This is a genomic window from Pseudomonas sp. LBUM1643 (genome assembly GCF_059716215.1).
In genome coordinates, this window is record NZ_CP166813.1 from 2,648,134 (window position 1) to 2,672,352 (window position 24,219).

Annotated in this window: 23 protein-coding genes; 11 read left to right on the forward strand and 12 right to left on the reverse strand. The window is 59.5% G+C overall.

The genetic code is table 11. The annotated features are described in order from the left end of the window. Window positions 1-205 precede the first annotated feature (205 nt). The 4 genes from benA to ACA063_RS11995 all read left to right on the forward strand — a co-directional run bounded on the left by benA (window position 206) and on the right by ACA063_RS11995 (window position 4,011). The gene (gene benA / locus ACA063_RS11980; protein ID WP_490146835.1) at window positions 206-1,567 is read left to right on the forward strand and encodes a benzoate 1,2-dioxygenase large subunit; all 1,362 of its coding nucleotides are present in this window, start codon (window positions 206-208) and stop codon (window positions 1,565-1,567) included. Further along, window positions 1,567-2,055 (forward strand): benzoate 1,2-dioxygenase small subunit, encoded by a 489-nt coding sequence (gene benB, locus ACA063_RS11985; RefSeq protein ID WP_497666032.1) that lies wholly within the window; start codon window positions 1,567-1,569, stop codon window positions 2,053-2,055. Before benA ends, benB begins: the two co-directional genes overlap by 1 nt. Window positions 2,056-2,065: 10 nt before the next feature. After that, window positions 2,066-3,079 (forward strand): benzoate 1,2-dioxygenase electron transfer component BenC, encoded by a 1,014-nt coding sequence (benC, locus tag ACA063_RS11990; protein WP_497666033.1) that lies wholly within the window; start codon window positions 2,066-2,068, stop codon window positions 3,077-3,079. 164 nt (window positions 3,080-3,243) lie between these two features. Then, complete coding sequence (locus ACA063_RS11995; RefSeq protein ID WP_497666034.1) at window positions 3,244-4,011, forward strand: 1,6-dihydroxycyclohexa-2,4-diene-1-carboxylate dehydrogenase; 768 nt, start codon at window positions 3,244-3,246, stop codon at window positions 4,009-4,011. 22 nt (window positions 4,012-4,033) lie between these two features. Here the strand turns inward: ACA063_RS11995 and ACA063_RS12000 are convergent, their stop codons facing one another. Beyond that, complete coding sequence (locus ACA063_RS12000) at window positions 4,034-4,396, reverse strand: NUDIX hydrolase (RefSeq protein ID WP_497666035.1); 363 nt, start codon at window positions 4,394-4,396, stop codon at window positions 4,034-4,036. Between the two features lie 207 nt (window positions 4,397-4,603). Here ACA063_RS12000 and ACA063_RS12005 point away from each other — a divergent pair, with 207 nt between their 5' ends. After that, window positions 4,604-4,795: a DUF2188 domain-containing protein gene (locus tag ACA063_RS12005; RefSeq protein WP_497666036.1), complete on the forward strand. Its 192-nt coding sequence runs from the start codon at window positions 4,604-4,606 to the stop codon at window positions 4,793-4,795. 191 nt (window positions 4,796-4,986) lie between these two features. Here ACA063_RS12005 and ACA063_RS12010 read toward each other — a convergent pair whose 3' ends face one another. Further along, window positions 4,987-5,226: a hypothetical protein gene (locus ACA063_RS12010; RefSeq protein ID WP_162440563.1), complete on the reverse strand. Its 240-nt coding sequence runs from the start codon at window positions 5,224-5,226 to the stop codon at window positions 4,987-4,989. A 172-nt stretch (window positions 5,227-5,398) separates the two neighbouring features. Between ACA063_RS12010 and ACA063_RS12015 the strand changes: the two genes are divergently transcribed. Beyond that, window positions 5,399-5,626: a hypothetical protein gene (locus ACA063_RS12015; protein ID WP_497666037.1), complete on the forward strand. Its 228-nt coding sequence runs from the start codon at window positions 5,399-5,401 to the stop codon at window positions 5,624-5,626. A 69-nt stretch (window positions 5,627-5,695) separates the two neighbouring features. Next, window positions 5,696-6,031 carry a hypothetical protein gene (locus tag ACA063_RS12020; RefSeq protein WP_162440564.1) on the forward strand — a complete coding sequence of 112 codons (336 nt, stop codon included), beginning with the start codon at window positions 5,696-5,698 and terminating at the stop codon, window positions 6,029-6,031. 3 nt (window positions 6,032-6,034) lie between these two features. Here ACA063_RS12020 and ACA063_RS12025 read toward each other — a convergent pair whose 3' ends face one another. Then, complete coding sequence (locus tag ACA063_RS12025; RefSeq protein WP_497666038.1) at window positions 6,035-6,589, reverse strand: RrF2 family transcriptional regulator; 555 nt, start codon at window positions 6,587-6,589, stop codon at window positions 6,035-6,037. Window positions 6,590-6,836: 247 nt separating this feature from the next. Here ACA063_RS12025 and ACA063_RS12030 point away from each other — a divergent pair, with 247 nt between their 5' ends. The 4 genes from ACA063_RS12030 (at window position 6,837) to ACA063_RS12045 (ending at window position 11,582) form a co-directional block, all read left to right on the forward strand. After that, on the forward strand, window positions 6,837-8,039 hold the full coding sequence (locus ACA063_RS12030) for an NAD(P)/FAD-dependent oxidoreductase (protein WP_497666039.1): 1,203 nt from the start codon (window positions 6,837-6,839) through the stop codon (window positions 8,037-8,039). A 304-nt stretch (window positions 8,040-8,343) separates the two neighbouring features. Further along, window positions 8,344-9,633 (forward strand): NAD(P)/FAD-dependent oxidoreductase, encoded by a 1,290-nt coding sequence (locus ACA063_RS12035; RefSeq protein ID WP_497666040.1) that lies wholly within the window; start codon window positions 8,344-8,346, stop codon window positions 9,631-9,633. Between the two features lie 27 nt (window positions 9,634-9,660). Continuing rightward, window positions 9,661-10,215 (forward strand): helix-turn-helix domain-containing protein, encoded by a 555-nt coding sequence (locus tag ACA063_RS12040; protein WP_497666041.1) that lies wholly within the window; start codon window positions 9,661-9,663, stop codon window positions 10,213-10,215. 20 nt (window positions 10,216-10,235) lie between these two features. Then, on the forward strand, window positions 10,236-11,582 hold the full coding sequence (locus ACA063_RS12045) for a glutamine synthetase family protein (RefSeq protein ID WP_162440569.1): 1,347 nt from the start codon (window positions 10,236-10,238) through the stop codon (window positions 11,580-11,582). 259 nt (window positions 11,583-11,841) lie between these two features. Here the strand turns inward: ACA063_RS12045 and ACA063_RS12050 are convergent, their stop codons facing one another. The 9 genes from ACA063_RS12050 to tssJ all read right to left on the reverse strand — a co-directional run bounded on the left by ACA063_RS12050 (window position 11,842) and on the right by tssJ (window position 24,202). After that, complete coding sequence (locus ACA063_RS12050; RefSeq protein ID WP_162440571.1) at window positions 11,842-12,069, reverse strand: DUF6555 family protein; 228 nt, start codon at window positions 12,067-12,069, stop codon at window positions 11,842-11,844. A 104-nt stretch (window positions 12,070-12,173) separates the two neighbouring features. Beyond that, window positions 12,174-13,271, reverse strand: coding sequence for a type VI secretion system protein TssA (gene tssA, locus ACA063_RS12055; RefSeq protein WP_497666042.1), 1,098 nt, complete (start codon window positions 13,269-13,271; stop codon window positions 12,174-12,176). A 94-nt stretch (window positions 13,272-13,365) separates the two neighbouring features. Beyond that, window positions 13,366-13,884: an Hcp family type VI secretion system effector gene (locus tag ACA063_RS12060; protein ID WP_162439829.1), complete on the reverse strand. Its 519-nt coding sequence runs from the start codon at window positions 13,882-13,884 to the stop codon at window positions 13,366-13,368. A 163-nt stretch (window positions 13,885-14,047) separates the two neighbouring features. Next, on the reverse strand, window positions 14,048-16,543 hold the full coding sequence (tssM, locus tag ACA063_RS12065) for a type VI secretion system membrane subunit TssM (RefSeq protein ID WP_497666043.1): 2,496 nt from the start codon (window positions 16,541-16,543) through the stop codon (window positions 14,048-14,050). Continuing rightward, a complete protein-coding gene (tagF, locus tag ACA063_RS12070; protein ID WP_497666044.1) occupies window positions 16,540-17,466 on the reverse strand; it encodes a type VI secretion system-associated protein TagF in 927 nt (308 codons plus the stop codon). Before tagF ends, tssM begins: the two co-directional genes overlap by 4 nt. Window positions 17,467-17,497: 31 nt before the next feature. Then, window positions 17,498-21,376 (reverse strand): type VI secretion protein IcmF/TssM N-terminal domain-containing protein, encoded by a 3,879-nt coding sequence (locus tag ACA063_RS12075; protein ID WP_497666045.1) that lies wholly within the window; start codon window positions 21,374-21,376, stop codon window positions 17,498-17,500. A gap of 30 nt (window positions 21,377-21,406) precedes the next feature. Then, window positions 21,407-22,120, reverse strand: a complete 714-nt coding sequence (icmH, locus tag ACA063_RS12080) for a type IVB secretion system protein IcmH/DotU (RefSeq protein WP_497666046.1) — start codon at window positions 22,118-22,120, stop codon at window positions 21,407-21,409. Beyond that, complete coding sequence (gene tssK, locus ACA063_RS12085; RefSeq protein WP_162439824.1) at window positions 22,117-23,460, reverse strand: type VI secretion system baseplate subunit TssK; 1,344 nt, start codon at window positions 23,458-23,460, stop codon at window positions 22,117-22,119. Before tssK ends, icmH begins: the two co-directional genes overlap by 4 nt. Continuing rightward, window positions 23,453-24,202 carry a type VI secretion system lipoprotein TssJ gene (gene tssJ / locus ACA063_RS12090; protein ID WP_497666047.1) on the reverse strand — a complete coding sequence of 250 codons (750 nt, stop codon included), beginning with the start codon at window positions 24,200-24,202 and terminating at the stop codon, window positions 23,453-23,455. Before tssJ ends, tssK begins: the two co-directional genes overlap by 8 nt. Window positions 24,203-24,219: the final 17 nt, after the last annotated feature.

Genomic DNA, 24,219 nt, shown 5'->3' on the forward strand with positions numbered 1-24,219 from the left:
GCTGCGCATCCGAACGCAGCCTCGCAGGCTCGGCAGCTGCTACAGGAAAACCACGCAGTCTCGCGGGCTCGGCAGCTGCTACAGGGGGCGGCGCTGGTTTCTGTAATGCACAAAACGGATACAGGTCTGCACCCTTCGGATAGTCCGCCTCAACCCCCCGACCTAGCATGGCCCTGCCTGAATAAAAACAATGGAGGCGGCGGCCATGACCCTGCGACCCGAATACCTTCACTCCTTGCTTGAAGACAATCCAGAGCAAGGCATCTATCGCTGCAAGCGCGAGATGTTTACCGATCCACGCTTGTTCGACCTGGAGATGGAACACATCTTCGAAGGCAACTGGCTGTACCTCGCCCACGAAAGCCAGATCCCCAACAAGAACGATTTCTACACCACCACCATGGGGCGCCAGTCGATCTTTATCGCGCGCAACAAGGACGGTGAACTCAACGCGTTCATCAATGCCTGCAGTCACCGTGGCGCGACGCTTTGCCGGCACAAGTCCGGCAACAAGAGCTCCTACACCTGCCCATTCCACGGCTGGACCTTCAACACCTCCGGCAAGCTGCTCAAGGTCAAAGACCCGGCAGCGGCAGGCTACCCGGCGAGCTTCAACTGCGAAGGCTCCCACGACCTGACCAAAGTGGCCCGTTTCGAGTCCTATCGCGGCTTCCTGTTCGGCAGCCTCAAGGCCGATGTGGTGCCGTTGGTGGAGCACCTCGGCGAGTCAGCGAAAATAATCGACATGATCGTCGACCAGTCCGCCGACGGTCTTGAAGTGCTGCGCGGTTCCTCCAGCTACATCTACGAAGGCAACTGGAAACTCACCGCCGAAAACGGCGCCGATGGCTATCACGTCAGCTCCGTGCACTGGAACTACGCGGCCACGCAGAACCAGCGCAAGCAGCGCGAGGCCGGTGACAGCAACCCGACCATGAGCGCCGGTACCTGGGCCAAACAGGGCGGCGGTTTCTATTCCTTCGACAAGGGCCACATGCTGCTCTGGACCCGCTGGTCCAATCCCGAGGACCGTCCGCTGTACGAACGCCGCGACGAGTTGGCCAATGATTTTGGTAAAGCCCGTGCCGACTGGATGATCGAGAACTCGCGCAACCTGTGCCTGTACCCGAACGTGTACCTGATGGACCAGTTCAGCTCGCAGATCCGCATCGCCCGGCCGATTTCGGTCAACCGCACGGAAATCACCATCTATTGCATCGCCCCCAAAGGCGAAAGCGATCACGCGCGGTCGAGCCGAATCCGTCAGTACGAAGACTTCTTCAACGTCAGTGGCATGGCCACGCCGGACGATCTGGAAGAGTTCCGTTCCTGCCAGACCAGCTACCAAGGCAGCGTCACCACCTGGAACGACATGTCCCGGGGGGCTGAGCACTGGATTGAAGGAGCGGATGAAGCCGCGAAGGAGATTGACCTGCATCCGCTGCTCAGCGGCGTGCGTACCGAAGACGAAGGGCTGTTCGTGCTGCAGCACAAATACTGGCAGCAGACCATGCTCAAGGCCCTGGCCGCCGAGCAATCCGCGCTGATTGCCGTGGAGGAAGTGTGATGATCGCCACCTACGACACCGTGCGGGATTTTCTCTACCGTGAAGCGCGCTACCTCGACGACCGCCAGTGGGATGAATGGCTGGAGCTGTACGCGCCGGACGCGACCTTCTGGATGCCGTCCTGGGATGACAACGATGAGCTGACCGAAGACCCGCAGCGGGAGATCTCGCTGATCTGGTACGGCAACCGCACGGGGCTTGAAGATCGTGTATTCCGCATCAAGACCGAGCGTTCCAGCGCGAGCATTCCGGACACGCGCACCTCCCACAACATCAGCAACATCGAGCTGCTTGAACAGGTCGACGGGGTCTGCAAGGTGCGCTTCAACTGGCACACCCTGAGTTTCCGCTACAAGACCGTCGACAGCTATTTCGGCAGCAGTTTCTACACCCTCGACGTGCGCGGTGAAAACCCGCTTATCAAGGCCAAGAAAGTGATCCTGAAGAACGACTACGTTCGCCAGGTCATCGATGTTTACCACCTGTGAGGCAGCCGTCATGACGCATTCCATTGCATTGAATTTCGAAGACGGCGTCACTCGTTTCATCGACGCCAGTCCCCATGAAACCGTGGCGGATGCAGCCTACCGCCAAGGTATCAACATTCCGCTGGACTGCCGCGACGGCGCTTGCGGCACCTGCAAGTGTTTTGCCGAAGCCGGGCGCTATGACCTCGGCGAGGAATACATCGAAGACGCCCTCAGTGCCGATGAGGCCGAGCAAGGGTTTGTGCTGACCTGCCAGATGCGTGCGCAGAGCGATTGCGTGGTACGTGTGCCGACGTCTTCGGATGTCTGCCGTACGCGCCAGGCCAGTTACGACGGCACCATCAGCGCGGTGCGCCAGTTGTCCGACAGCACCATCGCGCTGTCGATCAAGGGCGAGGCGCTGAGCAAGCTGGCGTTCCTGCCAGGGCAGTATGTGAACCTCGCGATTCCCGGCAGCGAGCAGACGCGGGCCTATTCCTTTAGCTCGTTGCAGCGCGACGGTGAAGTCAGTTTCCTGATTCGCAACGTGCCTGGCGGCTTGATGAGCAGCTTCCTCACCGGCATGGCCAAGGCCGGCGACAGCATGAGCCTGGCCGGGCCATTGGGCAGTTTTTACCTGCGCGAGATCCGCCGTCCGCTGTTGCTGTTGGCCGGTGGCACCGGCTTGGCGCCCTTTACCGCGATGCTGGAAAAGATTGCCGAGCAGGGCAGTGAGCATGCGCTGCACCTGATCTATGGGGTGACGCATGATTTCGATCTGGTGGAACTCGATCGCCTGGAAGCCTTTGCCGCACGCATCCCGAATTTCAGCTTCAGCGCCTGCGTCGCCAGCCCTGACAGTCAGCACCCGTTGAAGGGCTACGTGACCCAACACATCGAACCGCGGCATTTGAACGACGGTGACGTGGACGTCTACCTGTGCGGCCCGCCGCCAATGGTCGAAGCGGTCAGCCAGTTCATCCGTGAACAAGGCATTGCCCCGGCGAATTTCTACTACGAGAAATTCGCTGCCAGCGCGGCCTGAATATCCACACCTCTTTGTGTAGGAGCCCTGTAGGAGCTGTCGAGTGAAACGAGGCTGCGATCTTTTGATCTTAAAAAATCAAAATCAAAAGATCTCAGCCTCGTTTCACTCGACAGCTCCTACAGGGGGCGTCTTGTTAATACGATTGGTTTCACGGGGTGCATATGAACAGATTTCACGAAAAAGTCGCGCTGATCACCGGTGCGGCCCAAGGCATCGGCCAGCGTGTCGCTGAGCGCATGGCGGAGCAAGGGGCACGCTTGATCCTGGTTGACCGCTCCGAGCGAGTGTTCGAGTTGCAACAGCAATTAGGCCAGGACAGCCTCGCGCTGACCGCCGATCTCGAGCAATACACCGAGTGCGGCCGTGTCATGCAGGCGGCGGTCGAGCGGTTTGGTCGACTCGACATCCTCATCAACAACGTCGGCGGCACGATATGGGCCAAGCCTTTCGAGCACTACGAGCCGTCGCAGATCGAGGCCGAAGTCCGCCGCTCGCTGTTTCCGACGCTGTGGTGCTGCCATGCCGCGCTGCCGTTCATGCTGGAGCAAGGCAGTGGTGCGATCGTCAACGTGTCCTCCATCGCCACGCGCAGCGTCAACCGTGTGCCCTACGGCGCGGCGAAGGGCGGGGTGAATGCCCTGACTGCCTGCCTGGCGTTTGAAACGGCTGGCCGGGGCGTGCGAGTCAACGCCACGGCCCCCGGTGGCACCGAAGCGCCGCCACGGGTGATACCGCGCAACAGCGCTGAACAAAGCGCAGAAGAGAAGGTGTGGTATCAGCAGATTGTCGATCAGACCCTCGACAGCAGTCTGATGAAGCGCTACGGAACGCTGGATGAGCAGGCCAGCGCTATTCTGTTTCTGGCCAGCGACGAAGCGTCTTACATCACCGGCATGGTCATGCCGGTGGGGGGCGGCGATCAGGGCTGATCCGGGGCGATTGAAACGGGTGCTACAAGCGGCGCCGAAACGCGTTGACGATTCGTAGCGTGGCGTCGTTTGTGTCGAGGTTGTTGACCGAATCCAGCGGATGCCAGACGCAGTCGACGATCTCATTTAAGGGGCGTGCGGCGTCGTAATTCACCACCGACGCCTCGTAGACGTGGTGACGGGTGTCGCCGGATTCCAGCTCCATCAGGTAGAGCATGTCGTCCACCCCGAGCCCGGTTTCTTCCTGAAGCTCGCGAACGGCGGCGGCCGCAGCGGTTTCGCCGCGCTCGACTTTTCCGCCGGGCAAGGTCCAGCGACAGCGGGATTTGCGCACCAGCAGGATGTGCCTGTCCTGCTCGCAGATGACGGTTGCGCGTACTTTCATAGGTATTTCCCATTGACCGGCTGTCACAATACAGACATAAAAGTGCAACAAGCGCGCCGGATCGAAACCGACGGTTTGATCGTTGGAGCTGTCAATCGTGCCGAAGTGCAATGTTATTCGCCGCGACGTCTGGTCGGCACCTTGGCGGGAGTCAGGTGTAAGGTAGGCACGTCAACCCTGGATATTCCTGCCTGAATGGAGGTGTACATGAGCGTTCCGATGTTGAACAAAATGCACATGAATGGTTACGACGTACTCAGCGTTAACAACGGCCCGTGGCGCGTATGCACCAAAAGTGACCGGCTTGGCGCTTTTCCCAGCCGAGAAGAGGCGCTGGCGTTTGCGGCAGCGTTACCGGCCTATCGCGCGCGATCGTCTCGAGCTGCCAATAATCAGTAGGTGAGAGAAGCATTAATGTGGCGAGGGAGTTTATCGAATCGTCGCACCGTCCCGCTGGACTGCGCAGCAGTCCCATCTTTTGGGGCCGCTGCGCAGCCCAGCGGGACGGTGCGACGATTCGATAAACTCCCTCGCCACAGTAAACTCCTTAGCAACACATACTCCCTCGCCCGAAAAACCCTTTCCGGTACCTAAGCAGCTTTGTTACGAGTAATGGTTTTGGCTTTCACCTCTTCGGCATACCCCGCCAGTCGTGCTTCGTCGCCCTGAAACAATTCGCACAATCGCTTGGCCGCCTCCGCGTCCACGTCATTGCCGGCCATGCGCAGTTGTTCTGCAATACGCAGCAACTCGACCGCCGACCATCGCAGATCCGAAGCGACGCCCTGCAGATCCCGTCGAAGTTGCTGTTCCGATTCGTTGAGCCACATGCTGACCTCCTGCAATAAATTCTCCGTTACGAAAGACTAGACCCAAATCAGAGGTGGGGCAGGGCGATGCCGTTTTCCCATGAGGCGCTGCCGTTGGTCGGGAGCGTTAATGCGAACGTGAATGCTGGATGTCGTACTAATAGCGAATGTTCGCAAGGGCGAGGCCACTCCAATGACGACCACTGATGATTTCAGGTTTCACGCCCATGAGCTGATCGTCGAGCTGGACGCGGCCACTACGGAAATGATGATGCTGATTTCGGCTCATCAGCTGAACGGCCCGGAATGGGAAAGGGTCACGCAGCGGCAACATGACGCCTATGAACGTTGGATGAAGTACCTCAACGAGAGGTCCTATCCGAATGCCGCGGAACCTTCCGATAACAAACCTGCTGACTAAGATCGCCTGAGCGAATGGATGTCTGCACCGCGACACGCTACATTTTCCTTTTCAGGAAAAGGAAGTGTCATGCGGATGCTTATTGCGGGAGTCATGTTGGTGTCGCTGGCGGGTTGCTCGTTGCCCGCTTCCGTGGTGCCAGGGGAGCCGAACGTCAGCAAGTACAGTGAGAAGCCGCCCAAGGAATACGCGGCGTGCGTGCTGCCGTTGTGGCAGAAGGAAGTCTCGAACACTAAACAGACCTCAATTTCCAACGGCTACCGAATCAATGCGCCGGGGATCATTACGGCCGACGAGATTCTGGACATCGTGAAGTCGAAGGACGGCAGCCGGGTTTCGTTGTATCAGGGGCCACCGTGGGCAAAATCGGGAGCACTGCGCCAGGCCGTGCGCGATTGTCTCTGAGGCTTAGTCAGTGATGTCGTTCACCGGGATGGCTTGCGGGTTCACGTTGCTTTTTTTCTCGCGACGTTCATTCATCCAGTTGTCCACCTGCTCACCGAACTCCGCTGGAGCCTTGCGTCCGACCTTTCTGGCGAGATCAAGAATGGTCTGCTGAGACAACGCCTCTTCCATGCGTTTTTGCGCATTCATCATCGCGCCGTGAACCGAGCAGGGACCATCAAGGGCCCACTCGGGCGCAGTCCCTTCGAACAGGGCGCAACGCCCGCGAATCTCCCGGCAATCGAAAATCAGCTTGCAACCGTCAATGGCGTTGACGATGTCGAGCAGACTGATTTCGTCCGAAGGCCGGGCCAGCTTGAACCCACCGCGTACGCCTTCAGTGGCGACCACCAGTTGTGCCTTGGCCAGTTTGGTGAAGATTTTCGCCAGATAGTCCAACGGCACGCCTTGCAGCTCGGCGAGATCGCGCACGCTCGCCTCACGGGTATCACCGCGATTGCCTACCAGAAAAATCAGGCAATGAATGCCGTACTCAACGCCTGCGCTGTAAAGAGACATTTTGATCTCCGACTAATGTTGTCGCCAATATTAGCAGCCGACCGGGAGCAGAACAATCACCGGGAATCCCCGCTCTAGCCAGTCATATGCGAAACGAACAATCGATACGGGTGATGGCAACCATCAAAAAATTCCGATTGCGTTTAATAACTCGGATCAATACAGTCGTAGTTGTTCGGTTGGCGATGCTCTTCAGCCAGCGAGACCTTTAACAATTTCAACACGCGGTTTTTTCCTGGAGTTAACGATGAAGCAGCACATTCTGGTAATCGGCGCAGGTTTCGGTGGTATGTGGACGGCCTTGAGCGCCACGCGCCTGTTCGATATTCACGGTCATGACGACGTTGAAGTCACCGTGCTGGCCCCGCAGGCCGAGCTGCGCGTGCGTCCGCGCTTCTACGAACCGAATGCACATCAACTGGCTGCGCCGCTTGGCGAGCTGTTCGATGCGGTCGGCGTGAAGTTCATCAAGGGCGCTGCCGAGACAATCGATGTGCAGAGCAAACAGGTGGGTTACCGCGATGATTCGGGCGTCCAGCAGGTTTGCAGCTACGACAAACTCGTTCTGGCCACTGGCAGCCGTCTCGCAGTGCCAAACACGGCGGGCGCGGTCGAGCATGCGTTTGATGTCGACCAGCTCGAAGAAGCCGTCCGCCTGGAAAACCATCTCAAATCCTTGAAGCACCTGCCGCAGAGCAAAGCGCGCAATACCGTCGTGGTCGCCGGTGGTGGTTTTACCGGTATTGAAACCGCAACCGAAATGCCCGCCCGACTGCGTGCCATCCTCGGCGACGCTGCCGACATCGACGTGATCATCGTTGATCGTGGTGAAAAAATCGGCGCGTCGATGGGGGCCGGAATCAGCGTTTCGATCGCCGAGGCCAGCGCTGAAGTGGGCGTTGAATGGCGCTTGAAGTCGTCAGTGGTTTCCGTCGATGAAAACGGCGTGACCCTGGACGACGGCCAGCGAATCGACGCTAAAACCGTGATCTGGACCACCGGCGTGCGCGCCAGCTCACTGACCGAACAAGTGCCCGGTGAGCGCGACGCGCTGGGTCGTTTGCATGTGGACAGCCATTTGAAGGTCATTGGCCAGGACGACATCTTCGCCACCGGTGACGTGGCCTATGCCGCCTCCGATGACATCGGCAACCACGCAATGATGACCTGCCAGCATGCGATCGTGTTGGGCCGTCATGCCGGTCACAACGTGGCCGCGCAGATCCTCGGCGTTGATCCGACCCCTTACAGCCAACCCAAGTACGTGACCTGTCTGGACCTGGGTGCCTGGGGCGCGGTGTACACCGAGGGCTGGGATCGCCAGGTGAAGTTGGTCAGGCAGGAAGGCAAGGCGCTGAAAACCCAGATCAACACCCAGTGGATCTACCCACCGGCGGCGGATCGTGAAAGTGCATGGGCGGCGGCGGATCCGTTGATTCCGATTGCTTGAGTGTTCGCCTGAGAAGTACCGCTCCCTCTAACGCTGTTTACTAAAAATTTCTAAGCGAATGAAATCCCGTGGCGAGGGAGCTTGCTCCCGTTGGGCCGCGAAGTGGCCCTCTAAAACAAGGACTGCTGCGCAGCCCAGCGGGAGCAAGCTCCCTCGCCACGGGAAACAGTGTTGCGTTTACGTAAGCGGTATTACCTCTATCGGGAGCGTGTCGCGTTCAAAATACTCAACATCACCTTGCCGTTATGAAATATCCCGTGTATTTTTTCATGAAATTTAAATAATAAAATTTCATGAGGCCCGCATGTTTCAGCAATCCGATCAGCACGTCGACAGTTACTACGCCCACACCTGCGCTGACCGTCTGATTGATCGCACCCCTCTGGAAGGCGAGCACGACACCGAAGTATTGATCATCGGCGCTGGCTTCAGCGGTCTGCACACGGCGCTGCGCCTGGCGTTGGCTGGTAAGCGGGTGACGGTGCTGGAAGCCAGTCGGGTCGCCTGGGCGGCGTCTGGACGCAATGGCGGGCAGGCGATTCTCGGATGGTCCTGTGACATGCCGCCCCTGGAAGCCGCGCTGGGTCTCGAACGCGCGCGGCGCTTGTGGGACGGTATGCGCTGGGCTGCCAGGGAATTGCGCGATTTGCCGGGTCGCCATTATTTCGATTGCGATTATCGCCCCGGCCACCTCTGGACGTCGGTGATGCCGCGACGGGTCAGTCTGCTGACGGAGTGGCAACACGAGGCCAGCCACAAGTGGGGCCATGATGGATTGCAGTTCATTGCCAAGGAGCAGTTGCCGCAATGGGTGGCCAGTGATCGTTATCAGGCCGGGCTGTTCGATCCAGAAGGCGGGCACCTCAATCCACTGAAACTCGCCCTCGGCCTGGCGGCTGCCATTGAACGTGCCGGTGGACGCATTCACGAACTCAGCAAGGCGACGAGCTATCGCGAAGAAAACGGACGCTTTGCCGTCGACACCGAGCGCGGGCGCATCCGCGCGGATGTGCTGGTGCTGGCGTGCAATGCCTACCTCGATCAACTGGATCCTCAGCTATCGAGTTGTGTTTTGCCAGTCGGTACTTATCAGGTGGCCACTGAGCCGCTGCCGGAAGAACTGGCCATCACGCTGCTACCGAGCAATGTGTGCGTGACCGACAACCAGTTCGTGCTCGATTATTTCCGCCGTACGCCGGATAACCGTCTGCTGTTCGGCGGTGGCTGCACCTACCTTGGGGGTATGCCCAAGGACATCGCCGCTGCGACCCGGCCGTATCTGGAACGCGTGTTTCCTCAACTCCAGGGCGTCGGTCTGGAATTTGCCTGGGGCGGGCACATCGACCTCACCCTCAAGCGCACGCCGGACATTGGCCGACGAGGTGATCTGTATTGGCTGCAAGGTTACTCCGGGCACGGCGTACTCCCGACCCTGGCCGGCGCTCGCGCGGTGTCCGATGCGATCCTCGGTCAACCGGATGAACTCGCGTTGTATCAGGGGCTGGTCAATGACCGTTTCCCCGGCGGCAAGTACATGGCCGCTCCCCTGGAAGCCATTGGCAAAGCCTGGTATCGCCTGCGCGACAGCCTCTGAACCGCACAATTTCTGGAAGCTATCTAGATGGACATGCAAGAAGAAATATCGGCGCTGGCGATCCTGATCCAGGACCTGCGCAAACACAAGAAGTACACGCTCAAGGACCTGGCGGACAAAATCGGCCGTTCCGTCGGCTTCCTCTCTCAGGTCGAGCGCGGCTTGTCCCGGCCCACGGTGGCCGACTTGACCGCCATCAGCGAAACCCTCGGCGTGCCGACCACCTATTTCTACAGTCTGCCCAAACCCATGGCCCTGCCGTGGGTGACCCGCCCGGACGAACGCCGCACGTTGTATTACGCCGACGGCATCACCGACATCCTCGTCTCGCCGAAAATGCGTGCGTCCTTCTCGATGCTCGAAAGCCGGCTAGAGGCGGGTGCCAGCAGTGGTGACCGGCACATGAACGACAGCTCGGAGCAGGGCGGTTATGTCCTCGAAGGCGAGCTGACGCTGTGGCTGGATGACGATCAACCGGTCACGTTGCGCACCGGCGACAGCTTCCAGCTGGCCAGTCATACCCACTGTCGTTACGGCAATCTCACCGACCAACTCACCCGCGTGCTCTGGGTTTACACCTGATAACAACAAGGAACATTACGATGGATGCTGTCTGCTCTGATCTGGTTGCTGAAGTGCGTGCGTTTCGCCAGCGCTTTCCGGATGTGCGATACGTTGACCTGATCGCCCTGGACATCCCGGGGCATTTTTACGGCAAGCGTTACCCGATCGAGATGCTCGAAAAAGTCGCCGCCGGAAGCGTGCTGAAACTGCCGCAGAACTGCGTGCTGCTGGGCACCCAGGGTGGGCTGTTCAAAATCGGCGATTATTGTTTCAACGATGGCGACCCGGACGCCGCGCGTCGACTGGTGCCTGGAACACTGAAACTGGTGAGTTGGGAAAAGCAACCGCTGGGGCAGATGCTGATTACCTCGGACGGCACTGCCAATCCGATCGAGTTCGAACCCCGTGAAGTGCTGGCGCAGGTGCTGCAACGGCTGAACCGCAAAGGGATCTTTCCGGTGGTGGCGTTCGAGCTGGAGTTCTATCTGTTCGACCGTCAACTGCGTGACGGCCTGCCGCAGTTCCCCCGTGATCCGCTGACCGACGATGCCGATGATCAGCCAAACATGCACATCGAGCGGCTGTCGCGATTTTCAACGGTGCTGGACGACATGGTCGAGACGGCGCGAGAGCAAGGCATCGAGACCACGGTGATCACGGCGGAGTTGGGGCCGGGGCAGTTCGAGATCAACTTCGGTCACCTGGACGATGGTTTGCGCGCGGCGGACTGGGCGGCGTTGTTCTGCCGAAGCAGCCGAGGCGTTGCCCTCAAGCACCATTACCGCGCCAGTTTCATGGCCAAGCCCTACGTGCAGCACCCCGGCAGCGGCATGCATGTGCACGTGAGTCTTTACGACGAAGCCGGGAACAACCTGCTGGCGGCCAATGATCAGCAACCCCTGCGGCATGCTGTTGCCGGCTGTCTTGAGGTGTTGCCTCACTGCATGCCGATCTTCGCGCCTAATCACAACGCCATGCGTCGTTTGAGCGGCACGGTGAATACCGCCACTCGAGCCAGTTGGGGCTTTGAAGATCGGGATGCCTGTTTGCGAGTGCCTGATTCAGACCTGAAAAACCTGCGCATTGAACACCGTTTGTCGGGTGCTGATGCGAACCCTTATCTGGTGTTGGCAGCCATTTTGGTTGGCTTGGAACAAGGGCTGGAAGCAGGCCAGGAACCGATCACTCCATTGAACGAAGATCGCAACAGCGGCATTGGTTTTCCGACCCAAATGCTTGAAGCGGTGCAGGCCATGCAAGGCTATGCGCCCGTTCGCGAAGGGTTGGGTGCGGAATTTGTGGACGTGTATTGCGAAAACAAACGCCAGGATCATTTGGCGTTCATGGAGGAAATCAGCGCGCGGGAATATCGTTGGTTCATGTAGTGGCATCCTTAAAAAATGTGTGGATATATAAGGACTTATAAACCTTAGTAACTTTATGGTTAATCAAAACATATTGTTACATGACGAAATATTCAGTAATATTCGCCCCGCGTTCACCACCACGGTTTATGCATTTTTAAGTCCCAGGCGTCCATCAGCTGCCTGGGATTTTTTTTGCCCGGGATTTGGCCCACCACTTTTCTCGTGGATGCGCTCCCACTTGGTAATAGGGAGAAACCTTGAGTGTCGAGCAGGCCCCTCACGGCAATGCTTCCCATTTGACCTGGGTTACCCCGGATTTTTCTGCGTGCAGGCGCAGCGCCGCAAAATCCTCCTGCGCATCATCGTCCCCATACACAAGGCCCACACCGGCGTGCAGGCAGGCGTAATACCAGGCATCGGCATCGGTCATGTATGAGTCGGGCTGGACGAACACCTGTCGGGCGTCGTTCAAGCGGTAAGTGATTTGAAAATGCAGGGCGCGCATCCGATTCTCCAGGCGAAGCCACTACGACCTTGCTGGCTCATCGCCAGTTCCCTTTCTTTTCGGATGCGCCGCCTGGATCACCGCGAGGCCTGCTCCAGTACAGGTCAGCCCTTCGATTCCTTGGTCCCGAGCACATCGCGGATGCTGTCCACGACGTTGCTGTCCTTGATCACGTCATTCAACCAACCCTCCAGCGGCATGTTGCCCCATTTGATCGCGCGTTCGATCAGGTAGGGGACAGGGCTCTGCGGTTCGGTTTGTTTGAAGAACTGGGCAATGCCCGCGAGCTGGGTGAACGCTTCGTCACGGGTCAGCGGGGTGGTGCGCAGCGGGGTGGTCGAGACGTCGTGTTGAATCTGGGTCATTGCAACACCTGCAGGTTGGTCGGCAGCGCTTTGCGCGAGGGCCTGAGCGGGAGCGACAGGTGCGGGATGCAGTTCGATCCCCCGGTCCTTGAGCAGCTTCTCGGCCAGTTGTCCTGCCCGGGACAGAACGTCAGACAGCGAAGCAAAGCTCGGCGCGTCGGCGCCGAAGAGTCGGTCAGCGGTGATCTGCAACTGTTGGCAGGCCTTCAGGCTGGCGCCAATCTCGCCGGCCTTCAGGCGCAGATGATCCGAGTCGGTGAGCACCACCGAGCGCTGGAAGACTTCGGCGTTGATCTTGCCTTCATCAATGGCGGCACGCATGGCCTGAGGGTTTTGCAGTGCCAGGTTTTCGACATGCCTGGATTCGTCATAACGAAGCAGGCCGAACAGTTGACCCTGGGTGATGGGCAATCCGCCGACGACATCGGCCAGGGACGTTTTCATCCACGCCAGGCGAGCGGCGCGTTCATCGACACCGTCTTCAAGGGACGGAAACAGGTCCGCCCAGAAAGCTTCAAGAATGCGTTCGGCCAGGGTCAGGCCGAAGGTGATACCCACGAAGTGGTATTTGTGCGCCAGGCCCTCGCTGAGCCAGGCAACGAGCATCAGGTCTTTGCTCTGTCGAGCCAGACCTTGTGCCGCCAGGGAGATGGTCAGATCCCAATCCGAAGATTTGAGGTCGGTTTGCCAATCGCCCTGGGTGAGGTAGTCGGGGTCTGCTCGACGCGCTTCTTTCACCTGATCGAACAAGGTGGAAAAGCTCAAGTCTTCACCGCTCCCCTCATTGATGGGCGCTGTCAGTTCGGCCAGCGAAAGGTCGTTGAGAAATTCAGACATAGTGAACTCTGATCAAAATAAAAGAACACCGCGCCTGAAGGACAGGCACGGTGCTTAACGCGGACCGCGTGCGCGGCCCGCCATTGCTGCAGACTTAAGCGAAAACCTTGTTGGCTGTGCGATCCCAGCCACCGGTGACGTTGCCGCCGCCCTGGCCATCGGCACGGCTCTGTTGGGTGTAAGTGGTTTTGATGCGCGCGAAGTTGAAGCTGATTTCTTCAATCGGCAGATCGCTTTCCGCTTCGTCCTTACCGCCCTGGCTACCGCCGGCAACGGTATTGACCGAAGCCACCACCACTTCTTCCAGGTTGTAGGTCAGGTAGGTGACCTTGTCGCCACCGGCACGGTTCACGTTCAGCTGGATCTTGGCGATGTGAGTGCCTTTGCAGCACGCTTCGAACAGCTTGGCAGTGGCTTTGTCGGCCGCTTTGCGAATGGTGAAGTTGCTCAAGACAACGCGTTCCGAAGAAGCACCGCCCGAAGAACTTGCTGTCGCAGAGGTGGCCTGGGTTGCGCCGAACTCGTAGCCCAGCACTTCGATCCAGTCCTTGTGCTTGTCGTCCAGTACTTCGCCAGGAATGCCGTCGATCTGGATGTATGCGTCAAATGCCATTTCTAATTTCTCCTTACCTACATTTAAACGGTGTGCCTGCGAGCAGTGCACAACCCTTCGTTTTAACCTCTTTGAAAACAATCAAAAGAGGTGTCTTGCCGTTGACCGGGCCTCAGATCGAGACAGCCCGGGCAGCGGTTTTTCTTCAGCAAGCGGGGCAGTGTCAGTTGACTGCCCGCACTTCGATTTCTACGCGCCGGTTAGGTTCCAGGCACTCGATAAGTTGGGCTCTTGATTGCTGCATATCGCACTTGACCAAGGGCTTGGTGCTGCCTTCACCGACCGCTTCGACCAACTCACCGGGAACGCCTTTGCCCACCAGGTACGTCTTGATGGTTTGCGCGCGTTGTTTGGAAACCTGCTTGTTGATTTGCGGGTCCCCCAGTTGATCGGCGTGGCCGGCGATGATGATCTTGCCAATGTCCGGCGTGCTCAACAGCTTGCCGGCGATGGCGCTCAGCTGGCTTTGGCCCGCGGTTTTCAGGCTTTGGAAGTCGGCACGGCCAAAGGCGAACAGTGTGTCCGACTCAAGCGTGATGGTTTCAATGGAACGCAACGACTGGGTCAGCAGGCTGTTGATGTAGTTACGCGAGCTGGACGTCAGGAAGGCGTTATCGAGAATCCGCGGCACGTCTTCTTCGTGGATCTGATCGCTGTAGAAGTTGATCTGCCGACTGGCAAATTCGTAATCCTGAGTGGCGCTTTCAGTGCCGTTGGAAGCACCGATGGTCTTGCCGGTCTGGCGGGCGATCGCCGGGTACCAGTAGTCCGGGATTTTCGCCTTCAGGAACGCCGGGTCAGCCTTCTCGCGCTGGGCTCGGGAGAGCATGACGTAGGTGTCCAGCGTGGTCTTGCCGAAGGCGGCGATGGATTGTGCACGGTTGTCGTCAGGCAGGGCCTTGGGTTCGACGCTGTCGATGCCGGTCACGGGCAGCAGTTGATTGGTGTTGCGCTGGTACACCTTGAGGGTGGTCAGCAGGTACAACGAGCGGGTCAGGTTGTCGGCCGTAGGCTTGAGCATCACGCTTTCCAGGCGATCGAAATACTGACTGCGCACCAGCGGCTCGACTTTGTAGCCCTGATACAGACCCAGGCGCATGCGCAGCGGCACGCCTTCACTGTGGTGTTGCGCGTAGTAATGAGCGGTCCAGAAACGCATGCGATCCAGGGTCTGCCACGCGGTGTATTGCCCTGTCGTCGCGGCGTCGGCAGTCGCCGCCTGGGCCAGCTCCGTGGAGATGCTCTGCACGGTGTTGCGATTGTTCACATAGGACCAGCCCAACAGGCCGCACAACAACGTCGCGACCAGGCCAGCGCCACCAATCCAGGCGGCCTTGCGCCGACGTTCGCGATGATTGGTGGTGTACAGCGCCACCAGATGCTGATCGGGGATGATGACTTTTCTGAACAGGCTGTTGATGAACAGCGGACGCGGTTGCGCATCGCCGCTGACAGTCTCCAGATCACTTTCCAGCGAGAAGCGCTCGGTGACCTGGCGTGCATGTCCACCCAGTTCAGGCTGGTCGGCGTCCAGCGCACTGGTGAAATAGAAGCCGCGCAGCAGTTCTGCCTTTTGATACGGATTGGCGCGCAACAGGGCGTCGACAAACAACTGCAGCCTCGGCTTCAGTGCTGCCAGCTCCAGCGGGAAGCGATACACCGCTGAATCCTGACGGGTGATCTGGATGTCCTGCGTCACCAATTGCTGGCTCGCCACCTGCTGCCAATAGGCAACCAGCTCATCCATGGCCACGCCGAATTGCTGGCCCCAATCGGCCTGCTCATAACCTTTATGGGCAAACGTCTTGCCCATGACTTCGCCACGGGCGACGTCATCCAGTTGACGGTAGAAGGGGGCAAAGCCGGGTACCAGGTCGCACTTGGTGAACACCAGGTACACCGGCAGCCGCACTTCCAGCAGCGCATGGGTCTCCTGAATGCGTTCGCGCAGGCGTTTGGCAATGCGTTCCTGATCGTCAAGGGACGCTTGCAGGATGTCGTGGATGCTGACGGTGACGATCAGGCCATTGAGTGGCCGACGCTGGCGGTGTTGGCGCAGCAGCTGGAGGAATGCCCGCCATTTACCGGCTTCTTCCTGGTTGTTCATGTAGCGCCCGGCGGTGTCCAGCAGGACGGCCTCGGAACTGAAAAACCAGTCGCAATTTCGTGTCCCGCCCAAACCCGCCACGCGAGCGCCTTCGCGTTCTGCATAAGGGAAGTTCAGGCCCGACTGATAGAGCATCGTACTTTTGCCGGCAGCCGGCTGTCCGATCACCAGGTACCAGGGCAGGGCGTACAACGCATCCTTGGGATTGCTGCCGCGCGGCTTGTTGCTGTGCAGGCGCTCGATGCTTTGCAACAAACGCTCGCGCAGCAGGCTGACTTCCTCGCGGTCCGCCGGGCTGGCATTGAGCACGGCCTGGTCGGCGTCATCGCGCAGCAGGCCTTCGAGGTTGTGGTGCCGGGACACCCCGCGATACATCAACAGCACGTAGCCCGACGAGAGCAGCAGGAACACACCGATGCCCGTCAGCAGGCTGTTCAGCGAGCTGAAGTCAAAGGCCCGGCCGATGCCCCACACCACAAAGATCGTGAGGAAAAAGGCGACCCCCAGAATGTAGGGTTGATACCGCAAGAAGTAATACTTGATCTTGTTCATACAGACTTCGAATCCAGGGCATCGACAAAACGGTCGATGACGTCATCAAGGGGACGGTCGATTTCAGGGAAAGCGTGTACCGGGTGGTGCTCGTCAAACGCGTCGAAAGACGCCAGCACGTCGTAGCTTTGCGAGCGCTCACCGATACCGGTCAGCACGCGATAGGCGTCGCTGGTGGTGCGTGATGCAAAGCAGATCAGCCTGGGGCGCATGAAGTCGTCGGCCAGCAGACTGATCTGCGGCACCGCGTTGCCGGGTGTCATGCGCGTCAGCCAGGTCACCCACAAATCGGCAGTGGGATTTTTCAAGCCCCTTTCCGCCGGCAACGGCAGGGCCATGCCGATCGGCGAGCCGTTTTGCAGAGGTCGTTTCAAGGCTTGCAGACGGGTGAGCACGGCATTGGTGACGAACTCCGGATACGAGCTTTCCAGCGCGGTTGCGATGTCGCGAAGGTTGAAGTTCACGAGGAATTTTGCGTGCACGCGCCGGAACAATTCGAAGTCCTGCAGTTGCAACGGGCGCAAGGCCTTGATGCGTTCGAACAGGACCGAGGTGCTTTCCCCTTGGGCGGCCATGTGCAGCAACGGCTTGATCTGCCCGCTGAACAGTTCGCCCAGGGTGAAGGGATTGACGAACGGCTCGGCGTCACTGGCTTTTACCGTCTGGAAAATGAAAAACGGATAGCGCCGCTGGCTGGAGTCCCTGGAGCTGATCAACCCGCCCAGCAACCAGTTGCCACTGCGTGCGCGGTAGCAGAAAAAGCACAGCGGCAAACCGTCGAACAGCGCTCGCCAATCCTCGCGATGCTGCAAGGCTGCCAAGGCACCTTGCAACCACGCATCGAACTCGCAGACGTCGTCAGATGCGCCGTGCAGGCTGACGAAGTCCGGGCTCGCGGGCACCTTGCCGAAGCAGCCAATCATTGGCTGCGTCCCTGATTCAAGGCGAGCATGCTCACTGGACCCGCCCGCCGGAAGCATTGAGTGAACTCAACGCTTTGACGTTGGCCAGGTCGGTCAGCTTGACCCCGCCATAGTTACGCACGGCGAGGCTGACCTGACCGCTGGCGGTGTTCCAGCTGAAACGTTGCTGGATGCCGTCTAGGTCACTGACGCGAGCGCTGTCGTTCATGCGCAACAGACCCCAGCGGCCCGGATAATCGAACACAGTGATGCGTTCGCCGGTCAGCGTGACCACGTCCATGCGAGCGCCGGGTGCGGTGGTGGTGCCCGGCCAGGAGAAGCGACTCCAGCTGGTCTTGCCGTTGCGGTAATGCTGCACCTGACCATCGAGGGTAAAGATGATGTCGGTGAAGTAAGCCGACGGTTCCAGCATGATCTCGAAGCCGTTTTCACGGTCCGACAAGCTGGCGATCACCTGACCCAGGGAGCTGGCCTTGTCGATGCTGTTGACCATGTTCGGATTGACCAGCGGCGTCGATTTGCTCGCGCTGCTCATGCCCAGGCCTTCACCACCGGAGAGGTTGCCGATTTCGTTGCGCTTGAAGTTCGGCAGCAAGCCGGACTCCGGGTCGACGAAACGCTGCAGATCCTTGACCGAAGCTTCATTGCGGCTGCCTGCTGCAATCGGGAAGCGGTGCGCCATGACCTGTTCCCAGGGCTTGGCGATCTGCTGCGCCCAGGCCTTGGCGATCTGTTCGCCGGCCGGGTCGCGCAGGGTTTCCCAGGTGAACTGGATCGGCAGACTGAACAGGCTTTGCAGCGAGGACGACAAGCCGCCCTGGCTGGTGTCGACGGTGGTCTCGACATAGTTGCGCACGCTGGTGACTTCGCTCGGCTGACCTTCCAGGGTCTCGCTGATCAATTGCTTGCTGCTTTTACCGACGTCCTGCGAGCGCTGGATGTTGTTCATCCGCACCTTGAGTTTGCGCAGCGCCGCGAGGTAGCGATCCATGATGGTGCTGTCCGCGCCCTCGGCGTTCTGCACGGCGAAAACCCGGGACACCGGCTCGAAACGCTTGGCCAGGCTGCCGTCATCCACCGCTGGCAGCGGCGAGATCAGCGCATTTGGCGAAGCGTCCGGGCCGTCGAAAATACCCGTGACCTTGCCCCAGAAACCGTCATCGCGCTTGATCCCGGTTTGTTGTGTTTCTCGCGGCGCCGGCACATCCCACTGGGTGTTGTCGTTGACGGCGGCCAGCAGGATTTTCACCGGCGAGTTCTGCACATCGCTGAGCAGCGACAGTTGCTGGGTCGCGTTGGCCATGTCGGTGAAGTGCCGCACGCCCACGCTATCGATGAAGCCGTACCAGGCTTGGGTGTAGTCACGCTTGTAGCGCGTCATGAATTCGCGGATGAAGTTGGCTTTTTGCACCAGGCTATCGCCACCTTCACCATCGAGTACCCAGTCCGATTCGTTGCGCAGGTTCCCTGACACCAGCTTGATCAGCTCCGGCTTCACGAATTGTTCCCAGCCCTGACGGGTGAAAATCGCCGGCACGGCTTCGGTGCCGTACAGCAGTTGACGCCCTGGCAGGGGCACCAGGTCGCTGAGGCCAAGCGCCGGAAACTGACGGCTGGATTCCAGTTGCAGGCGCAGGTATTCACGGTCTACCAGGGAGCTGGAGATCATGAACGACTTCAAGCTGTTACGGGTTTCGCTGATCAGTTGCTCGTTGCGTGGCAAAGTCGGCGCCTGACCATTCTTCAGCAGTTGCACGTAGACCGGCACGTTGTCCTGAATGACTTCAGCGCTGACAGGATTCTGCTCGCTGGCGGTATTGGCCCAGGCCGCCGGCAATGCGGCGCCGACGAACTCAGGCTCCGGGTGCGCATCGGGTTGGGTCAGCATCAGATACAGCTTGAGGGCGTTGTAGGACTCGATGATCGATGCAACCTGGCGTTCGTCCAGTCGGCCCAGCATTTCCTCGGACAACGACAACCCGCCCGTGGTCGCCGACAGATCGGCAGCGTCACTGGCGGTGGCCGGGTTGCGCAGCGCGGTCATTGCATCGCCGCGTGTCTTGCTCGCGGCGCCTTTGGCTGCGCCGCTCAAACGGCTGGTGACCTCACCGGTGCTGCGCGGGACGCCGCTCAAGCGGGTCGGCAGTTTCAGGCCCTGGACGCGAGCTTTGGCTGACGGGTTGCCAGCTTTGGCCGGCGCTGTCGCAAAGCTGTTTTGCGGGTCCATGGTTTTTGCGAACTCATTGAAGGCACGCATCTGCAATTGAAGTTGCAGCGTGACCGGCTCCAGTGCCTGGGTGCGCAGTTGCTGCAAATAAGCGTTCTGAGCGACGAGGTAAATGTCGTCACCCCGATAAAGACCTGCACTCAGTTGCAGCGGCACGCCTTTGACGCGGTGCTTTTCGATGACGGCAAGTTGATCGCGGAGCAATTCCAGCCCTTGGCCCGAGGCGAGCAATTGCGCCCGGTCCGGGGATTGCTGCAATTCATTCAACTGATCGCGCAACGAGGCCAGCCATTGACGGTTGTTCTGGAACGACAGGGCTTGCCAGCCGATGAACGCCAAGCCCGCCAGCAGCGCTACACCCAACACGACAGGGCTCAGGGACTTGTTCCGGCCGAAGCGCGACTGGTACAGCGTCAGGTCGCGGTCCGGAAAAATCACCCGGCGGAACGTATCGGTAATGAAGTAACTGCGGTCGCTGATCTTCTTGCCGCTGCTGTCGTTATCCAGGGCGGTTTCCGGCTGCAGGGCAAACGACTCGGCGAGGTCGTCTTCATAGACCTGGCTCAGTTGCTGATCGGTTTGCAGTGCGCTGGTGAAATACAGGCCGCGCAACAGCAGGGGCGAGCCGGCATGCCGGGTGTCGGCGAAGTGCTGGAGGAATTGCTCCAGCACCACAGACAGTTCGGAGAAATAGTTCGGGAAGTTCAGCAGCGCACTGTTGGCGTCCGCGCCCAACGCAATCATCTGCGCGTCGACGTGACGGCGGATATGGCTGTGCAGGTTGGCCAGCTTGGCATCCAGCACCGGGCGCAGGCCCTGGTTACGGATCTCCGACAAGCCGAACGTCATGCCCAGCGGTTGCTGGCGTTCATTCAGGTCCAGGCCTTCAAAGGCTTGGCTGAAGCCGGGCAACTGGTCGGTCTTGCTCAACATCAGGTAGATCGGTGGATTGGCGTCCAGGCAATCGGTGTATTCCTCGATGCGCGACACCAGCTGTGCCGCCAGCGCGTTACGCTCGTCAGCGCTGGCCGCCAGCAACTCCGGCAGGCTCACCACTAACACCAGGCCATTGACTGCCGCTTTGCTGCGTTGCTTTTTCAGCATCTTCAGGAAGGCGGCGAACTCGCTGGCGGACTGGTCGTCGCGCAGATACCGACCGGCCGTATCGATCATCACGGCCTCGGGGCTGAAGTACCAGTCGCAATGCTGCGTGCCGCTCTGGGTGTCGTTGGCGCTGTTGGCGATGCTCGCGGACAGGCCGGAACGGGTCAGCAGCGAGGTTTTGCCGGCACCGGACATGCCGATGACCAGGTACCACGGCAGGTCGGACAGGGCGGAAGCACCACCGCCACCGGCCGAGCGATCGGTACGCAGCATCGCGATGGCGTGCTTGAGGCGTTCGCGCAGCACTTGCTGATCGCGGAACTCACCGGTGGATTTGAGCGAGCGATCGACCTCGATCTGCACCAGGTTCTCAAGGTTGTGTTCAGCGCGGATTCGCTTGTACTGACGCAGCACAATGATCAGCAGGTAGAACGCACTGATGATCGCCATCGCTTCCAGCGTATAGCCCCGCAAGCCACTCACGTGCGGCGCCACGAACCAGCACACGGCCAGGCTCGCCAGCCACAGGACCGGGATGACGAACCAAAAACTTTTTAACAAGCGCAATAATGTCTTCATGTCTTCCTGACTCGATTACCTGACCTGGGATCAGGCACTGAACAGCTGGCTGATTTGTTCGGACAGTGCGGCTACGTCCTTGGCCAACAGCCAGTCCAGCGTCAGGTAAACCCCTACGCAGACCAGCGCAATGAGCGCCAGGTAGAGCCAAACGGGTACTTCGTGTCGAAGCATCTGCGAGACCTGGTCGGGCAATGCCCAGTCAGGTGAAAGCGCTTTGGGCGTTTTTTTATAACGGGCGATGTCCTGGCCCAGCGTGTTGGCCAGGTAACGCAGCTGGTCTTTCTGACCGAGGCTGAACTTGCCTTCGAAACCCAGCGCCAGGCACAGGTGGTACACCTCGAGCACGTCGAGGTTCTTTTTGACGTCGCTGCGCAGCGAATCGATTTTCTCGAAAAAGCCTTCACCCGCCAGGTGCACGCCGAAATAACGGAACTGCAGCGGCTGCAGCTCGAAGTGACGCCGCAGTTCGTTGTCGCCGGAGCGCAACACGCTTTCGTCGAGGAACGCGCACAAGGCGTATTGGGTGTCCTTGACCTGCTCAACGCTGTAGTTGGCGCTGCGGGCTTCGCGCTCCAGTGTCGAGAAAAAGTTGTCGACGCTCGCTTCGAAGGCCGTGACCGACGTCACTTGCCGGCCCTTGCGCACGATCAGCGCCATGCTGATGAAGTCTTGCACCAGGTCTTTCAAACCCGGTTTTTCGGTTGCGGCCGTCACGGCGCCTTGCATTACGGCTTCAGTCATTTGAGTACCGCCATCAGTTCAAGCTTGAGATTGGTAAAGGCGCTGGGTGCGTAAAAAGAGATGGCCTGGGCACTCATCATTCGTTCGTACACGCGGCCATGGGGCTCGATGGAGAAGTAGTGATTGTCCAGACGCACCGGAATCGCATTGGGCAAGCGGGTCGAGTGATTGAGCGTGACCCCCGGCATGGCGCTGTTGACCACAACTTCGATGTCTTCCGGCGAGCCCACCTTGAACGCGCGCGGCACCAGTTCCAGCAGGCTGGAGCCGGGCATGTCGGCGTGCACGGAAATATAGAAATCCGCCTCGGCCAGGCGCGGGTCGAGCAATTGGCCCTGCCAGTACGAAGGCTTGGTCTGGGTCAGGTTGATCACGACGCACTGGTTGGGCACGACGTTGTCGAGCAGCACCCGGATCATTTCATCGAGCTTGACCAGCGAGGCCGCCGGGTCGTGGTGGTCGTACTCGGGGATATCGTTGAGTTGCGTATCCAGCGAGAACGTCAGCAATCCACCGGCCAGTTCGGCCAGAAACAGATACAGGCGCTCGGGGTGCAGGCGGGGGTGAGCGAGCAGGTGCGCCAGGCTAGGGTGAGCCCGGTTGACCGTGTTCAGCAGCCAGAACAGCGTCACGTCGCTGGAGCCAAACTCGGCAATCTGATCCGCCCGTTCACGACGACGGCCCGACAGTGCCTTGCTTTTCGATTGCAGGGCGCCGAGCAGGCGTTTGCCCAGGCCGATCAGCGTTTCATGCGTACCGACGTGCAGCGTGGGGTGCACGAAGTGCGCATCGAGGTTGAACCCGCCGATGTTGTTGCGCGACAGGCGGGCGATCGGGCAATAGCTGTAACCGTCCAGATTGTCGCCGTCGATCAGCATCACGACGTTCAGGCGCAGGCTGGTGATTTCGTTTTCGAGGTCGCCTTCGTTCAAGTCCGGCAGGGTGTCGAACTGCTTGCGAAAACGGCGCGCGCTCTTCTGTTCCTGACCGTCTTCAACGTAGTTCATGCCGAAGGGCTCAGGCAGTTTCAGCGCGGCGTAGACCTTCAGGTCGTTGCCCTTGAGCAAGTCTTTCAAGTCTCGGGCGGCCGGCAGCGGATCATGCTGCGGCGCGTCGAACAGGCTACCGTCCGGGAACACCAGCTTCAGTCGTTTGAGTTGCAGAGAGCCGGTCGCGAGGGCTTCTTCGTCAACCTGGAGCATCTGCACGCCCCAATGAAACGGCGTGCTGCGCAGTGTCGACTCCGCCAACTGATGCTGGTGGAACTCATCCTGGTATTGGAAATGCTGCGGCAAAAGGAACATGCCTTCCGACCACATCACCCGGCTCTGCTTACTCATGAACGCCATCCAATAGAGAGTTTAATTTTGATTCGGTCGCTTTCTTCGCGGAGCTGGTCGCGGTGTCTTCCGCTTGCTGCAGGGCCGCGTCCTGAAGGCGTTGGGTCAAGGTGTTTTCTTCCGGCGAAGTGGCGGCCTGGGCGAGTTGTTCGGCGGTCTTGGGTCTGTTCAAGACGTCGACGCCAGCAACGGCCGTGACCGTGTTGTTGTCCACCAGCACCCGCAGGCCATCGGCGGAGAACCAGATGCCTTCTTTGCGCAGGGAGTTGGCATCAAACGCGACCTTCCAGCGACTGTCTTCATCCGAGCGGAAAAACGCGGCGACGCCGACATAGCTCGCGGCCTTGTTCAACGGCCAGCGGTCGACTTGACCCATGCCTGGCAGCAAGGTGATTTCGCGGTTCTCGATCAAGGTATTGCCGAGGGCTTTTTGCGGGTCGTCCCACAGGGAGTCGGCGTCGGTGGACGAAAAGCGCTCAAGCGAACTCAGCTGGTACACACGCATCACCACGGACAGCGGCTTGCCGGTTTCGTCGGGATTGAGCTGATTGCCGCCGTCGGACGTCAGGATGACCTTTTCGTTATCGTCGAACAGCATGTCGCCGGCCCACGTGTCGTCCACGCGCTTGCCGACACGGTCGGTGACGCCACAGGCCGTCAGCACCATCATCATGGCTGCGGCGATCAGGCATTTGGCAAATGCGGGTTGCGCAGAGCGCTTCCTTGCTTGTTGGTTATCCATGAGGGTTACCTTTAAAT